Raw genomic sequence first — 17432 nt, 5'->3', positions numbered from 1 at the left:
AGTAGTTGTGGTTAATATGGCTACTATCAAATTTTGGCCATCGAATCATGAACATCGAACAATATTTATTAAAACAATGACCGAGCATCTTTATGATAAAAAATAACAGCAAAAATACAAACACAGTGGCAAGTGTAGACGGCGAATATACGCCATTGTTTACCAAAAATTATAATGTCTATATTAACCATACTGATGCAGGCGGTATAGTCTACCATGCCAATCATTTGGTGTTTTTTGAAAACTGCCGCCGTGATTGGTTTGGGGAACTGAATTTAAACGGGTATTTTTTGCAGACTGACGATGGAGAAATCCAGCATTTTGTTGTCAGTCAAGCAGACTTGCAATACAAAAGAGCTATTTTGTTAGATGAAGTCATCAGTGTGCGCATCGATAAAGTCGAGTTAAAACCTGCCAGCATTATCTTTTACCAGAGTATTTATCGTAACAGCCCAGACAGCCTTTCTTCTGATTATGCTAATAGCAATGCTAATGCTAGCAGCTTATTAAGTAGTGGCAAAATTGTCATTGCTTGTGTGCAAAACCAAGTCAAAACCAAACCGCTATCCAATAGTAAGGCAGATACTGCGGTTGCTAGTGCCACGCCCATGCGCCCTATTCGTGTTCCAAAGCATTTACGCGATGCCATTGAGCAAGCGATCCACGAGCAGTTGAATGCTTAGTGGTTGGATAATTAGTAGTTAGATACTTAATGATTGGATACTTAGTGGCTGAATAATTAGCGATAATGACTTATGCATCTCCATAATAACAAACCGATACTGATATTAGAGAATATTCAGGTACACAGTAAACGTACAGCCAGCATACCTGCCTATAATGAGAATAAGGTTGGCGATAAAAATATTAATGACAAAAATATGGAGGCCACAGAAGCCACAACATCTGCGCTATCTACCATTTGTCAAAGATGGATCGGCAAACTAAGACCAAACCCTGTCTCTCAGCCAATCATACCTGCACATCAACGATTATTAATCGATGGCGCCACAGGCAAGCTGTTAGCAGGTCAAGTAACCGTGTTGACAGGCGCTTCTGGCAGTGGTAAATCGGTATTATTACGGGTATTGGCTGGACTATTGCCCATGAGCGGTGGCAATGTTCGTTTGCGCTCTGATGACCAATCAACCAGTAGTGCTTATTATAGTATCCATGATACTGCACCGATACAGTGGCGCACGCACGTTGCCCTACTCGCCCAGCACCCACAATTATTAGAAGGCAGTGTGCTTGAGAACTTGCAAATGCCTTATCAGCTACAAGCGCATCAGCATCGCAGGTTTGATATCGACTGGCATATCGCACAGCTTGAGCAATTGCAACGCAGCGCTGACTTTTTGCAGCAAGAAATCTATCATCTATCGGGCGGCGAGCGGCAACTGGTCAACACGTTACGCCTCTTACAATTGAACCCACGGGTGTTATTACTAGATGAGCCTACCGCTGCCCTAGACAGTGACACATCAGCCCAGCTCGTCAATCTACTCATGAACTGGTTAGAGGCAGATAGTCAGCGTACACTACTGTGGGTAACTCACGATACAAAAGACATCATGCCATTAGCCGATCAGCATTGGCAGATGCAAGCAGGGGTATTAACTGAGATATTCTAACGTTGAGCTAAGCCTGTCATGTCACTCTTTAAAATGACTTTTTTTAACAAATTCGTATTAACGTCTATCTTATATTCGTCATTTTATATAGTGAGCCACTATGAGCGGTACAGATGACATACAAGTATTTTTAACTTACGGTGATATTGCGCTTGCCAGCAGCTTAATTATCATCGTTCTTATTATCTCTTGGCGGCTACGCTTACAGCTGACCAAAACGCTGTTAATCGCAGCTATCCGCACGGTACTCCAGCTTAGTTTTATTGGTTTGATATTGGCATGGATTTTTGCTCGTGAACAGTGGTATGAAGTCCTGTTAATTTTGACCATCATGACCTTGATTGCAGGCGCTGCTGCCAAAAATCGCGTCAAACGTAGCTATAAAGGTTTGTTAACTGACACTTTGCTGGCAGTAAGCGCTTCGGCTATATTAGTCACTGCGATAGCCATCATGATTATTTTAAAGGTACAGCCTTGGTACACACCGCAATTCGTTATTCCTATATTGGGGCTAATATTGGGCAATTCGCTCACCGCTATCTCATTGACCAGCAACCAGTTGATTGAATCCTTTCATGAGCAGCAAGGACGTATAGAGATGATGCTCAGCCTATCTGCTCGCCCATTTGAAGCAGTGCATGAACCAATACGCGCCGCCATTGTCAATGGCATGACTCCAACGCTGAACTCTATGCTAGTCGTCGGTATCGTTAGCTTGCCCGGAATGATGACGGGTCAAATATTGGCTGGCGCTGACCCCACTCAAGCGATTCGCTATCAGATACTCACTATGTTTTTGATATGTGTGAGCAGTACGCTCGGCTGTACGATCAGCGCTTTACTCATTTATCGACGCTTTTTTAATAAAAACAAGCAGCTGATATTACCTTAATAATTGAGCATAACTACATTCAGTTGGAGTGCTGACAAATCTCTAGTTGATATATTGATGTTGGCTATGATATTTTTTTTGCTTAACTCATTCATTTCTATACTTATTAAGCGGCGAATAGCGTATCTTAAGTGACAAACAGCGCATCTATCTAATCACGTGATGTTCCATAAAAATCATATTTTTCAGCTTTATTTATGCACTGCTCAGTATTTCATACTAGTATAGTATTTGATGATATTCATGCTACTGTATTGCTTAAATGTATCGTTATTTTCTGATACCTTAGTGTTAGATAACAGGTAGAGCTAATTTAAGAGCAAAAATGCTTTTACAATTAAGCGATCTGTTCGTTCAATTGACGTCATTATCCTTTAATAATGATTAAGTCGTTTTGTACGATAGTAATAAAACCTAGCAGCCAGTCAATAGATAAGGATATTATCACGCTCAGCGGCAAACGGTTTACGTCAGCGCTGATGTGTTTTATTGACACGGATATGACTGCTTTACGACAGAATTCACCCTATTTTAAACTTCAAGGACGCTGACTATGACGCCGAATAAACCTTGGCTTGCCCATTATCCTAATGGTGTACCAAAAACTATCAACCCCGATAGATATAGCAGCATCATGGAGCTGTACGAAGAATGTTTTGAGCGCTTTCGTCTGCACCCTATGAGTATCTGTATGGGCGTGACCCATACCTACGATGATGTTGATAAAGCTTCACTTGCTGTTGCTGCATGGTTGCAGGCGCAGGGGCTGCCTCAAGGCAGTGTAGTCGCACTCATGATGCCAAACGTGCCGCAATATCTGCCAACGATGATTGGTATTTTGCGAGCGGGCTACGTTTGTACTCCTGTTAACCCACTGTATACTGGTCGTGAATTACGCCATCAATTAAATGATTCTGGCGCTCAGGTTATTTTTGTGGTTGATAACTTTGCTCAAGCACTCGAACAAGTCATTGATGAGACCAATATTAAGCGTATTGTCCTATCAAAAATGGGCGACATGATGGGCTTAAAAGGTATCTTAGTGAATACCATCATTCGTCAGGTCAAACGCTTAGTGCCTAAGTACAAGTTAAATGACCCTAAGCACGAAGTGACCAAGTTTCCTGATGTACTGAAGAAAGGCAAAAGCCTTCCTTTCCATAAACCAAAAATGCAATTAGATCAAAAAGCATTTTTACAGTATACAGGTGGCACAACAGGACTATCTAAAGGGGCTATCTTAACGCAGCGTAATATCGTCGCCGCGGCGATGCAATCAGAAGCATGGACCAAACCGATTACGTCAGAGATTAATGAGGTCTATATCAATATGGTGATGGCGTTACCGCTCTATCATATTTTTGCCTTTATGCTCAGTCTACTCGGCATGCGCTCAGGCTACACCTTTATCTTGATACCTAATCCACGTGATATACCAGGATTTATTAAAACCTTATCAAAACAGCCGTTCCATATATTGCCAGCGGTTAATACCTTATTTAAAGGCCTACTTGATCATCCAAACTTTAAAGAGTTAGATTTTAGCTCACTACGTATCTCGCAAGCGGGTGGTATGGCAGCAACTGAGCAGACAGCTGCTCGCTGGTTAGAAGTCACTGGTTGCGCTATGATTGAGGGTTGGGGTATGACAGAAGGTGTCGCTGTAGGTACCGCTAACGTCATCACTGATCGCAAGTTTAACGGTACGAACAGAAGGTGTCGCTGTAGGTACCGCTAACGTCATCACTGATCGCAAGTTTAACGGTACGATTGGCGTCCCTGTTCCTAGTGTCGATGTCATTGTCATCGATGATGAAGGCAATCGCGTTGGTGTAAACGAAGCTGGTGAGATGTGTGTAAAAGGTCCTAACGTAACCTCAGGCTATCTTAACAGAGACAGTAGTGATGACTTTACGGCAGATGGCTACTTTCGCACTGGCGATATCGTCAGCATGGATGAAAAAGGATACTTTAGATTATTAGACCGTAAAAAAGACATGATTTTGGTTTCCGGCTTCAATGTCTTCCCAAATGAGGTTGAATCAGTGATGCTAGATTGTGATGGTATTATTGATTGTGCGGTGATCGGCATTCCCGATGAGCATCAAGGTGAAGCGGTCAAAATTTATATCGTTCCTGCCGATAACAATGTCACCAAGGACGTCATTAAAGAATTTGCATTGGACAATATGACTGGCTATAAATGCCCGCGTCATATCGAATTTGTCAGTGAGTTGCCAAAGAGTAATGTGGGTAAAGTACTACGTCAAAAACTGCGTGAAAAGCATATGTCTGACAACCCACAATTGTAAATAAAGAAATCATTATCAAAAGCGTTTTACATCATATGTAGAGCGCTTTTTTTATGTGAATCTATCATTCTTATACAGAAAGTCATTGATTTGTAACTATAATGTTAATGCTTTTACATAACAACTTTTTCTACAAACTAGATGATTCGTATAATGATTCACAAATTTCCGAGGAAAGTGCCGTTCGCACCTTTCTAATAACCGCTTATCCTCTATACGGTTACAACATATATTTTTTGCTTTATCAAACTTAATTATAAACTATCAAGTTCTTGTATAAAAATAACAATATCAATTGTAGTTATGTTAATGTGTTGCCAAAATAAGTCACGCTATTTTTTATTAATGTGAGCCGATAGTCGTTCAATTCAGATCAGTTTATGAGCAAGTGGTGCTTTTCTTAGTAAGGATAATAGTAACCAGCTGTTTACTGTATTTAGACCACTGCTTTTTATAGTGAAATGAGCTTGTAGTTAAATAATTTATATAGAGGTCACCGTATTTTAGCAGTCTGTGAATCGATAGGATAGCACGCGACAATCCATTGCTCTCAAGGCGATGATTTATATTGTTGACAAGGATGTGACTACTCTTTTATAGAACCTTAACGTATCACAACATTTAAGGACGCTAAGTATGACAGTAGATAAGCCTTGGCTGGCGCAATATCCAGAAAACGTACCCAAGACCATTAATCCTGATCAATATGAGAGCCTCATAGAGCTGTATGAGGAATGTTTCAATCGTTTTCGTATGCATCCTATGACTATTTGTATGGGTGTCACTCATACTTATGGTGATGTGGATAAAGCCTCACTTGCCGTTGCTGCATGGTTACAAGCGCAAGGCATTCCTAAAGGCAGTGTCGTTGCACTCATGATGCCCAACGTGCCACAATATCTGCCAACGATGATTGGTATTTTGCGGGCGGGCTACGTTTGTACCCCAGTTAACCCACTGTATACCGGTCGTGAGCTGCGCCATCAGTTGAACGACTCGGGTGCTCAAGTTATTTTTGTGGTTGATAACTTTGCTCAAGCACTCGAACAAGTCATTGAAGAAACCGACATCAAACGTATTGTCCTCTCGAAAATGGGCGATATGATGGGGCTAAAGGGTATTTTGGTTAATACGGTTATCCGTCAGGTCAAACGCTTAGTGCCTAAATATAACCTGAATGACCCTAAATACGATGTGACCAAGTTTCCTGATGTGCTGAAAAAAGGCAAAAACTTGCCTATCCAAGCACCAAAAACCACACTGCAACAAAAAGCAATTTTGCAATATACCGGTGGAACGACTGGTTTGTCGAAAGGCGCTGTTTTGACTCAGCGTAACGTCGTCGCCGCTGCGATGCAGTCAGAAGCTTGGTACCGCCCTATCACCTCAGATATTAATGAGGTCTATATCAATATGGTCATGGCGTTACCGCTGTATCATATTTTTGCCTTTATGCTGACCCTGTTAGGCATGCGCTCAGGTTACACCTTTATCTTGATTCCTAACCCACGCGATATGCCAGGCTTTGTTAAAACGCTGTCAAAACAGCCGTTCCATATATTGCCAGCGGTGAATACTTTGTTTAAAGGCTTACTTGATCAACCAACCTTTAAAGACTTGGACTTTAGCTCACTGCGCATCTCACAAGCAGGTGGTATGGCAGCAACTGAACAAACAGCTGCTCGCTGGTTAGAAGTCACTGGTTGCCCAATGGTCGAAGGTTGGGGTATGACTGAAGGGGTTGCAGCTGGTACCGCTAACGTCATCACTGATCGCAAGTTTAACGGTACGATTGGTATACCAGTCCCTAGCGTAGATATCATTGTCGTTGATGATGAAGGTAATCGTGTCGGCTTACATCAAGCTGGCGAGATGTGCATTAAAGGCCCAAACATCACTTCAGGCTATTTTAATAAAGACAATAGCAATGACTTTACCAGCGATGGTTACTTCCGTACTGGCGATATCATCAGTATGGATGAACGGGGCTATATCACTTTACTTGATCGCAAAAAAGATATGATTTTGGTTTCAGGCTTTAACGTTTTCCCAAATGAAATCGAGTCAGTCATGCTAGATTATAAAGGCATCATTGATTGTGCGGTGATCGGTATTCCTGATGACCACCAAGGCGAAGCAGTCAAAATTTATATCGTCCCTGCTGATAACAATGTTACCAAGAGTGATATTAAAGAATTTGCTTTGGACAATTTGACTGGCTATAAATGCCCACGTCATATCGAATTCGTCAGTGAGTTGCCAAAGAGTAATGTGGGTAAAATATTGCGTCAAAAGCTACGTGAAAAGCATATGTCGGATAATCCTCAAACCCTGTAGTGCATAGATTTTATATTTTTAAAAAGAAGACAATAAAAAACCCTCAACTTTAATGCTGAGGGTTTTTTATTGTCTTCTTTTTGACTTCATTGCTGTTGATACCAAAGCAATGAAGTCAAATAGTTACTAATTGACTTTATTGACCACTTGCAATGGCAAATGCTTCATTGCTTGACCGACAATAGACCACGGTAGACTTGGTACACAAGCTTCATCGACTCCAGCCTCAATCGCTGCAACGATGGATTTGGTGCCCGTATCTGCATCCACTTCAAACGGTAGTGGTTTGGCATTTTCATTAATTTCAGTACGGATATAACCCGGATAAATGGTCGAGACTTTAATAGGCAATTTGGTTAATAACATATCAGCACGAATGCCTTCTGCCAGATGAGCCAGACCTGCCTTACTTGCGCCATAAGCGGTCAAATGCTTAGGCAGTCCACGCATTGCTGACATGCTTGATATCACCACCAGATGACCGCTGTTTTGTGCGCGGAATATATTCATCGCCGCTTCACATTGCGCGAGCGCAGAGACAAAGTTAATTTCAACGGTGCGGCGGTTGGTATCGAAGCGCCCTTTACCAATACGGCGACTATCCCCGACGCCCGCATTGACCACCACACGATCGATATGACCAAAGTCAGTTGCGAACGCACCAAATACATCGAATATGGCATCATAGTCGCTGACATCTAATGCTCGATATTCAACACGAATATCAGGATACGCTGCCATTAACTCTGATTGTAGACTTTCTAGACGATCGGTACGACGCGCGCAAATCGCCAAATTATAGCCAAGCTTAGCAAATAATCTTGCCATACCTTCGCCCAGTCCTGAGCTGGCACCCGTGATTAATACTGTTTTACCACGACCAATCTGCTGTTTATTTAAACCTTTTAGGTATCGTGCGGGCACAATCGCGCTAAATAGCTGATTTTTACTTTGTTTAGCGCTTTTGGTGACTAAATTGATCAATTTATTTTGCATAGAACGTCCTGTTTACATCCATATTATATGAAGTTGACAGTCTATAATATCGCAAATTGATAAGTGCGGCTTGTCTGTTATAAAAATACACAAAAAGTACTCAACAATTATCATAGCCGATTTTAATAACATAAAAATCGGCTACGTGTTTAGAGTAGCCATTTTATCCTGATGTCCCACCAGCCATCACATGCTATGTTATCGCCACGTCACGAAGCGTTTGCCATCAGCAAATAAGTGACTGTATTCATTTAAAGACAATAGCCGTGTACTCTGCGCTTTTAAAGTAATAGACGTTACGCCCGTATTAACCAAGCTTTTATTAATTTGATACGCAGTCTGACTGCCTTGCTGCAATAACTGCGCGGTAATAGCCGCAATAATGCCGCCCGAAGTAAACACCAGCACCGTACTATCACGCTCTAAATTCAGATTAGCCACTTGCAAACGCACTTGCTCAAGCGCTTGTTTTGCCCGCTCATTAAATTGTGACCAGCTCTCAATATAATCACCGTCATTCTCACCTGCATGCCAGCGCTGCATTGCGGCATCAAACAACTCCGCTAAACGCATAGACGGCACTTCTGCTTGCGCAATCTCAGCCGCAATAGCACCTTTACTCATAAAAGCAGGATTAGACTTTATCAACACGTCCTTATGATTAAATTCATCAAATTGTGGCAGTACATAGCTATCCGGTGCTGCACTCATATCGATCGCAGGCTTACTAGAGATATTACTATCGCTATCAAAAAATGACTGATAACGCTGCCAAAAATGATGTGCAGAGTCTTGCTGCCTAACCAAACTACCAGTAAAAATCGCATCAATTCGACGCTGAGTCGTCGCGTAATGCTGACCTAGCATCTGCGCTTGCTTGCCACCCAGCTCTGAGAGTTGATCGTAATTCTCTTGTCCAAATGACGCTTGACCATGACGGGCCAAAAGTATGGTTGTCATAAAATATTGCCTTATTAATCGCACTCTTATAATTTTTAAAAGCCCTAGATTTTCAATTTTTAATTTGCTTACTCTTCAGCTTTAGGTGCGCTTTGTCCAAAATAGCTCTTTGGCAAAATACCTTTAATAACAGCCTGTATAGGACTTGGCAACTGCTCAATCGTCGCAGCATCAACACCTATATCTTGCAAATGCGGCTGTACTCGGCTAGTAAACAAAATCTCACCTTCATATTGAGCAATTAGTTTAAGACATTTGGCATGTAATACGTGCACAATAATCCAGAAATTTTTAAAGGCGGGATTGGTCGTTTGTTTATGATAGTAGCGATAATAAATTTGCTGAACGATACCCGCTAGACGGAACAGACCAAACACTTCATAAAATGTCCAGTTGTCTATCTTTAGACCTGTCTGCTCAAGATAATAAGCAACCACCTCATCGCGAGTCATCATGCCTTTTAAATGGGTGGGCTGACGGCGTGACTGCTGCATAATGATGTTGTCATCTTCTTCAATCCAATACGCCAATGCGCTGCCCAAATCCATCAAAGGATCGCCCAAGGTCGCCATTTCCCAATCAAGTACGCCGATCACCTTGGTCGGATCTGCTGCATCCAAAATCACATTATCAAAGCGCCAATCGTTATGAATGAGGCAAGTCTTACTGTCAGCAGGCGTATGTTTACCAAGCCATTGTCTTACCAAGGCAAAGCTTGGCACATTGGGCGTTTTGGCTTTGACATAACGCTTGTCCCAACCTGTCACTTGGCGCTCACAGTAACCTTCACCGCGTCCAAGATTGACCAAATCAGGATGCGCTTTATAATCGACTTGATGCAATTCAATCAAAGCGTCGATGACATTGGTACATAATGCACGCGTTTGCTCTTCATTTAAATCGATGCCTTTTGGCAAATTGGCACGAGGAATGATACCTTCCATACGCTCCATGACATAAAAGTCTGCACCGATGACGGACTCATCCGTACATAACGCGACCATTTTAGGTACATAAGGATAAGCATCTTTTAAGGATTTTTGAACCGTATATTCGCGCACCATGTCGTGTGCTGATTTGGCTTTAGTGCCTTTTGGTGGACGGCGTAAAATTAAATCTTGGCTTTTACTTTTACCTTCGCCTTCATATTGCAAACGATAGGTCCAGTTTGATGCACCACCTGAAAATTGAGTAACGGTAGGCTCGCCTTCTATATCGACGCCTTGAGCACGTAGCCATGAGCTGACCGCTTTGGCATCAAGCTCTTCACCCTCACGAACCTCACCGCCTTTATCTAAGATTTTATTAGCTACTTCTTCAATGGTAGTTTTGCTTTGATTAGCAGTTGCCATATGACATTCCTTATCCTGTGGTCAATTATGTTTTATCAGTGAGTATAGGGCTGAAAATTCACTATTAACGGTGTAATAGTGAATTTCAATGAGAAATTAAGTTAAACAGATGGTTATTTAAATCAGTTTCTATAAATTTATGAATAACTAAACTTAGGATTTACCAGGTTTAGAAGGGCGAATAAAACCCTGACGCTTTAATTCTAACTTAGCAATCATCGTTTTATGCACTTCATCAGGACCATCGGCTAAGCGCAGCGCTCGTGCTTGCGCAAAGAATGCAGGTAGCATCGTATCTTGGCAAACGCCCATGCCACCATGAATCTGAATCGCCATATCGACCACTTCTTGTAGCACGGTTGGCGCAACCACTTTAATAGCAGAGATTTCAGTCAATGCCGCTTTTGTGCCTTGCGCGTCCATTTTTTGCGCTGCATATAATGTCAATAAACGCGCTTGGTCAATCTTAATACGCGCCTCAGCGATACGCTCAAAATTACCACCCAGTTGTAATAACGGCTTACCAAAAGCCGTACGCTCCATGCCGCGCTTAACAGCCAGCTCTAGCGACTTTTCGGCAGCGCCAATACAGCGCATGCAATGGTGAATACGACCTGGTCCTAGGCGACCTTGTGCAATCTCAAAGCCCATACCTGCACCACCGATAAAGTGACTGACGGGCACACGTACTTTATCAAAGCTGACTTCACCATGGCCATGCGGCGCATCATAATCGCCAAAGACTTTGAGCATGCGCTCGATGTTGACACCCGCTGTCTTTGCTGGGACCAATACCATCGAATGTTGATGATGACGGTCTTTATTCTCATCAGGCGTGTACGCCATCACAATCAAAATGTCGACCGCAGGGTCACCCAGACCCGATGACCACCATTTACTGCCATTGATAATAATCTCATCGCCATCAACCACAGCTGTCGCTTGCATATTGGTCGCATCACTGGAGGCGACATCAGGCTCAGTCATACAAAATACCGAACGCGTTCTACCTTCTAAGATTGGTGTGAGCCATTTGTCTTGCTGCTCCTCTGAACCATAGCGCCATAATAGCTCCATGTTGCCACTATCGGGGGCATTACAGTTAAACACATAAGGCGCTAATAAACTACGTCCAGTGAGCTCGGCAATCGGTGCATAATCGGTCACCGACAGCCCTGCCCCTAGCGTGTCATCTGGCAAAAATAAATTCCATAGACCGGCTTCGCGTGCTTGTTTACGCAAACTCTCATATTTTTCTGGCCATTGCCAGTTTTTCCAATTACCGTCTGGGTTTTGCGCATGACAATCCGCCCAAAACTGTGCTTCTATTGGTTCAATATGAGTTTCGATAAATGCTTTGACTTTGGCATACATGGCTTGACCATGTTCGGTGGCGGTAAACATCAATGTATTTTCAGACATAGCTGGCATCCTTTTCCTTGCTGATGGTTAATGATTTTCATCACGTTCACATAAAGCTTTTATAAAAAGCCCAATACTAATCTTATAGTGTACGTGCGTATACTCTGTTCTGTATGCCACATTTATAACACAGCATTTATGAATAAACAGCAAAAAGGCGCGACCCGCTAGGACACGCCTTTTACAAAATACAAACAATGCTTCTATTTAGAGTGGAAAACTGAAAACTACTTTAGGATATTTAAACGGCTATTAAAATCAAAGCGTGCTAGCGCATCTGGCAGCTTATCAATCGCAATATTCACCGTTGCTTCGGCAGCTTGTGACAATCCCAACTTCTCGGCGAGCGTTGGCTTTTGACGTGAATGCAGTGCATAGACTTCATTGTCGTCCATACGCTCTAAAATATAGCTGTCTGAGGTTTGTAGGCTGTCAATTAAATTCAATTTTAGTGCGTCTTCACCATACCAATGCTCGCCTGTTGCTACTTTTGCGACATCCAATGCTGGACGATAGGTGTTAACGAAATGTTTGAATAACTCATGCGTTTGCTCAAGCTCTTCTTGGTACTTGGCACGGTCGTCAGCATCATTTTCACCAAACATAGTAACGGTACGTTTATAGTCACCAGCGGTAAACATCTCATAATCGACGTCATGATTTTTTAGCCATTTATGAAAGTTTGGCAACTGTGATACCACACCGATTGAGCCAATAATAGCAAAGGGCGCAGCCACTACGTTATCTGCCACACAAGCCATCATATAACCGCCACTGGCCGCGACTTTATCGACACAGACTGTCAATTTTAAACCAGCCTCTTTTAGACGTGCCAATTGCGCTGCTGCCAAACCATAACCATGAACCAACCCGCCGCCTGATTCAAGACGTACCACGACTTCATCGCCTTTATTTGCACTGCTGATTAATGTGCTGATTTCTTCGCGTAAATGCTTGACTGCCGTGGCTTTGATATCACCGTCAAAGTCGAGAACGAACACTTGTGATTTATTATCACTGTTTTTTTTCTTATTTTTGCTTTTTGCCTTCAATGCTTGCTTGGCTTTTTTAGCCATTACTTTTTTGAATTGCTTAAGCGCGGCTTTACCTTGAGTTGCCTCCATTAAGTCTTCACGGCGTTGTTCTTGGCTTTTATTTAGATGAACAACTTGTAGCTCAACAGGGTTCTTAGCAGGGTGAAAAAGCATGAGTAGCATTCCTTACATGATTAGAATAATTTTAATAAGATTTTATAAGTGAGCCTGATATGTGCACAGTGGCTGATATTTTCAAGCAAAATGACAATATTTAACCCGATGCAAATGTTACTGAATAAATACGCCCATTACTGATACTTTCCTACGCTTTGATTGGACGCCACTGGTTGTATAACAAGGGCAGATTAGGCATAATATGCGTTTACACCAAATTTTCTGTAGCCAACGTGATGACCATTTGTCTTAATCGCGTTATTTGTGCGTTTTTAGCGGATAGCTTGAATCGTACAGCAATGGCTGCATTATTGTATTTCGAATTGGGCTGACAACTGGATAATTATATTATGACGCAAAGCACTATGACGCATAGCGAATATCGAGACGAATATTGCGGAGCCGTAACCGAAAGCTTCATCGATCAAACCATCAGTATCGTAGGCTGGGTACATCGTCGTCGCGATCACGGTGGCGTGATTTTTTTAGACATGCGTGACCGCGCTGGTATCTTGCAGGTCGTCGTTGACCCTGATACGCCAGAAGCCTTTGCAATGGCTGATGCGGTACGTCCTGAATATGTGCTAAAAATCACTGGTCGCGTACGTCAACGCTACGCGGGTACTGAAAACAATAATATGACCAGTGGTCAGATTGAGCTGCTGGGCAAAGAAATTGAAGTATTGGCAAAATCTGAAACACCGCCTTTCCCATTAAATGATGAGAAAACCACGGTATCAGAAGACTTGCGTTTGAAATACCGCTATCTTGATATGCGTCGTCCGCAAATGCAAGAGCGTATGGTTTTCCGTGCTAAAGCCACGTCCGCCATTCGTCGTTACTTAGATGACCATGGTTTCTTAGACGTTGAGACCCCTATCTTGACTCGTGCGACACCAGAAGGCGCGCGCGATTATCTTGTGCCATCACGCACACGCCCAGGTAACTTTTTCGCCTTGCCACAATCACCACAACTATTTAAACAGTTGCTGATGGTGTCAGGTTTTGATCGTTATTATCAAATCGCTAAATGTTTCCGTGATGAAGACTTACGTGCTGACCGTCAGCCTGAATTTACCCAAGTCGATATTGAAACTTCTTTCTTAAATGAAGAAGAAATCATGAACATCAACGAAGGTTTGATTAAGCATTTATTTAAAACCATGATGGATGTTGAGTTTGAGCAATTCCCACGCATGACTTACGCTGAAGCAATGCGTGACTATGCCTCAGACAAGCCTGACTTACGTATTCCATTAAAACTCATCGACGTTGCTGATTTAATGAAAGACGTTGATTTTAAAGTATTTGCCGGTCCTGCTAACGATCCTAAAGGTCGTGTTGCTGCCCTACGCATCCCTGGTGGCGCGTCATTAAGCCGTAAGCAAATCGATGCTTATACCAAATTCGTTAGCATTTATGGTGCACGTGGTTTGGCTTATATCAAAGTCAATGATGCGAGCAACATCAACAACGGCGTTGACCAAGAATCTGGTCTTCAGTCTCCTATCATCAAAAATATGACTGATGACGTCTTGGTAAGCTTGATTGAGCGTACTGGTGCAGAAAGCAACGATATTATTTTCTTTGGTGCGGATAAAGCCAGTGTCGTCAATGACGCAATCGGCGCACTACGTCAAAAAATTGGTCTAGACCTTGAAATGACTACTTGTCTGTGGGCACCACTTTGGGTCACCGATTTCCCAATGTTTGAGCAAACGGACGATGGTCGTTGGACGTCAATGCATCACCCGTTTACTAAACCTAAAGGTTCTGTTGATGAATTGAAAAACAACCCAGAATCTGCCCTTTCTATCGCTTATGATATGGTACTAAATGGTACAGAAGTTGGTGGTGGTAGCTTACGTATCAATACCTATGATATGCAGCAAGCCGTACTTGAAGCGTTAGGTATCGGCGAGCAAGAAGCTCAAGATAAGTTTGGCTTCTTACTTGACGCCTTAAAATTCGGTGCGCCGCCGCATGGTGGCTTGGCCTTTGGTTTAGATCGCTTAATTATGCTCATGGTAGGCGCAGACTCTATCCGTGATGTTATCGCTTTCCCGAAAACCAAAACTGCTGAGTGCCCACTAACTCAAGCACCTGCTGAAGTTGATAGCAAGCAGCTACGTGATCTTGGTATCCGTGTGCGCGAAAAAGCACAGGCTGACACCAACAAACCTGCGCAATAAATGGTCTAACGATGTCCGGATATTTTTTTCAGTACTTATTACGTGATTCATCACCGTGTGAATGGTTATGAATCCGTATCACATTTTTAAAATCGTGCCATTGTCTGTCTTGCAGATACTGGCACGTTTTGTTGCGTGGGTGATTATCAAGATACCCAATTTTAGTATCATGCGTACAGTCAGTATCAATTTGGCGTTAATTGCGCCTAAGCTGACTGATGTGCAAAAACAAGTGTTAACCAAAGAGATTATTTATCACCAGTGTTTGACCAGTATTGAATCGATTAAAAGCTGGGCCATGCCACCTGAGTGGAGTATCGCTCAGATTCGCGACGTTCATAATAAAGACATTTTATTAGAAGGACTTGCGAGTGCCAACGGCATGCTCGCTATCGTGCCGCATCTCGGTACATGGGAGATGATGAACGCTTGGCTCAATCAATTTGGTTCCCCAACCATTATGTACAAACCTGTCAAAGGTGACATTACCAACAACTTTGTGCTGCAAGGGCGTTCAAGGCTTAATGCGACCTTAGTACCAACCGATGGTAGCGGTGTCAAAGCCATATTTAAAACCCTCAAACAAGGTGGCTTTAGTATCGTCTTACCCGATCATGTTCCTGATCCTTCGGGCGGCGTGGTTGTGCCCTTTTTTGGTATTAAAACGCTAACCAGTACTCTTGCTTCTAAACTTGCTAGTAAAACCAGATGTGCCTTGGTCGGCTTATCTTGTATTCGCCGTGACGATGGTCGTGGATTTGACATTTATTGTTATAAGCTCGATGATCCAGCACTTTATGATCGTCATGCCGAGACCGCCGCTTATGCACTTAACCAAGCCATGCAACAGATGATTGAAGAAAAATGCAGTCACTATATGTGGGGCTATCGACGTTTCAAACACATTCCCACATTAGGGAATCCTTACAACGTTGATGAAAAAACTTTGGCCAAATTCATTCGTGATAACAAGCGGGCTGATCAAAACGTTCATGATACAATCACGCGCGCTGGCCATGAACAATGAACAATGACCTTACAATTAGCCAAACGTTTAGAGATATCGTGAATCATAGCTGTGATAATATCGGCTTACTTTTGTACCTTTGAACGTTACTAGGGCGTGTCCTCAGTTCAATCGATCGTCTTATAAATGGATTAGAGATGACTAAATTTTGCCAAATAGCGTCAAATAGTCCGTCAATAACTCAATATTGTCTGCGCTACTTTCTTGTTTGGCGACAATTTATCTCATTTTTATCACCATGTTAAAAATGAGAACACGCCCTAAATATTTTTTATTTATATTAATATGAGTGCATTATGGCAACTGACGTAACCAATACCTCATCGAAAGACCACACGCACGCACGCAGCAGCACTGCTGAGCAGCGTTATGTTATCTGTATGAAATGGGGTAACAAATACGGCGCTGAGTACGTCAACCGTCTTTATAATATGGTCAGTCGCCATTTGACCTTAGACTTTCAAATGATCTGCCTCACTGATGATAGCAGCGGTATCGACCCTGCTGTGACTTGCCATCCTATTCCAAAGATGGATTTGCCTGCTGGACCTGAGCGTGGTTGGAAAAAACTCACGACTTTCAAACCTGAACTATATGGTCTTAAAGGTGTGGCTTTATTTTTAGATATCGACATTGTTATTGTTGATAACATAGACGCCTTTTTTACCTATCAAGCTCAGCACAAGGACAGCGTGGTGATTATCCGTGATTGGAAAAAACCGTGGCGAATGATTGGTAATAGCTCTGTTTATCGTTTCAACATTGGCATGAACACCTATCCTGATTTGCTCGCAAACTTTGAGCGTAACTTTGCTACCATTCGTACCCAAGTGCGCCATGAGCAGGCTTATCTGTCTAACTATTTACGTGAGCATCATCATTTAGAGTATTGGGATAAAACATGGTGTGTCAGCTTCAAGTACCAATGCATCGCCCCTATTCCCTTTAACTTTGTGCGCGCACCTACTCTGCTGGATGGTGCAAAGATTGTCATCTTTCATGGTGAGATTAATCCGCCAGATGCCATCAATGGTAGCGGAGGCAAGTGGTATCGTCATGTTAAGCCAAGCCCTTGGCTAAAAGATTATTGGCGGTAG

Annotated in this window: 12 protein-coding genes and 1 pseudogene; 8 read left to right on the top strand and 5 right to left on the bottom strand. The window is 42.6% G+C overall.

Annotation, left to right across the window (positions count from 1 at the left end):
* Nucleotides 1–92 precede the first annotated feature (92 nt).
* From JMW64_RS06410 to JMW64_RS06390, 5 genes and pseudogenes are all read left to right on the top strand, one after another.
* Entirely contained in the window at nt 93–683 is a 591-nt protein-coding gene (locus JMW64_RS06410; RefSeq protein WP_201539207.1) for a hotdog family protein, read from the top strand.
* 72 nt (nt 684–755) lie between these two features.
* Complete coding sequence (locus tag JMW64_RS06405) at nt 756–1634, top strand: ABC transporter ATP-binding protein (protein ID WP_201553738.1); 879 nt, start codon at nt 756–758, stop codon at nt 1632–1634.
* Between the two features lie 100 nt (nt 1635–1734).
* Nucleotides 1735–2526: an ABC transporter permease gene (locus JMW64_RS06400; RefSeq protein WP_201553737.1), complete on the top strand. Its 792-nt coding sequence runs from the start codon at nt 1735–1737 to the stop codon at nt 2524–2526.
* A gap of 553 nt (nt 2527–3079) precedes the next feature.
* Nucleotides 3080–4838: pseudogene (locus tag JMW64_RS06395) on the top strand (AMP-binding protein).
* Nucleotides 4839–5474: 636 nt separating this feature from the next.
* Nucleotides 5475–7175 (top strand): AMP-binding protein, encoded by a 1701-nt coding sequence (locus tag JMW64_RS06390; RefSeq protein WP_087815274.1) that lies wholly within the window; start codon nt 5475–5477, stop codon nt 7173–7175.
* 126 nt (nt 7176–7301) lie between these two features.
* On the opposite strand, the gene JMW64_RS06385 is transcribed toward JMW64_RS06390, so the two are convergent.
* The 5 genes from JMW64_RS06385 to sohB form a co-directional block, all read right to left on the bottom strand.
* Nucleotides 7302–8171, bottom strand: coding sequence for an SDR family oxidoreductase (locus tag JMW64_RS06385; RefSeq protein WP_087815272.1), 870 nt, complete (start codon nt 8169–8171; stop codon nt 7302–7304).
* A 198-nt stretch (nt 8172–8369) separates the two neighbouring features.
* Nucleotides 8370–9131 (bottom strand): histidine phosphatase family protein, encoded by a 762-nt coding sequence (locus tag JMW64_RS06380; protein WP_087815269.1) that lies wholly within the window; start codon nt 9129–9131, stop codon nt 8370–8372.
* Between the two features lie 68 nt (nt 9132–9199).
* Entirely contained in the window at nt 9200–10483 is a 1284-nt protein-coding gene (locus JMW64_RS06375; protein WP_201553736.1) for a phosphotransferase family protein, read from the bottom strand.
* Between the two features lie 153 nt (nt 10484–10636).
* On the bottom strand, nt 10637–11887 hold the full coding sequence (locus JMW64_RS06370) for an acyl-CoA dehydrogenase family protein (protein WP_198330334.1): 1251 nt from the start codon (nt 11885–11887) through the stop codon (nt 10637–10639).
* Nucleotides 11888–12132: 245 nt separating this feature from the next.
* A complete protein-coding gene (gene sohB, locus JMW64_RS06365) occupies nt 12133–13113 on the bottom strand; it encodes a protease SohB (RefSeq protein ID WP_193008979.1) in 981 nt (326 codons plus the stop codon).
* A gap of 368 nt (nt 13114–13481) precedes the next feature.
* On the opposite strand from sohB, the gene aspS reads away from it, so the two are divergent.
* The 3 genes from aspS (at nt 13482) to JMW64_RS06350 (ending at nt 17432) form a co-directional block, all read left to right on the top strand.
* Complete coding sequence (aspS, locus tag JMW64_RS06360) at nt 13482–15308, top strand: aspartate--tRNA ligase (protein ID WP_193009000.1); 1827 nt, start codon at nt 13482–13484, stop codon at nt 15306–15308.
* A gap of 67 nt (nt 15309–15375) precedes the next feature.
* Nucleotides 15376–16335, top strand: a complete 960-nt coding sequence (locus JMW64_RS06355; RefSeq protein WP_193008978.1) for a lysophospholipid acyltransferase family protein — start codon at nt 15376–15378, stop codon at nt 16333–16335.
* Between the two features lie 380 nt (nt 16336–16715).
* Nucleotides 16716–17432, top strand: coding sequence for a glycosyltransferase (locus JMW64_RS06350; RefSeq protein WP_406947499.1), 717 nt, complete (start codon nt 16716–16718; stop codon nt 17430–17432).

Source organism: Psychrobacter immobilis, assembly GCF_904846065.1.
Classification (GTDB): domain Bacteria; phylum Pseudomonadota; class Gammaproteobacteria; order Pseudomonadales; family Moraxellaceae; genus Psychrobacter; species Psychrobacter immobilis_H.
Note: the sequence above shows the minus strand (reverse complement) of the source record. Positions and strands in the feature narration are given on the sequence as shown.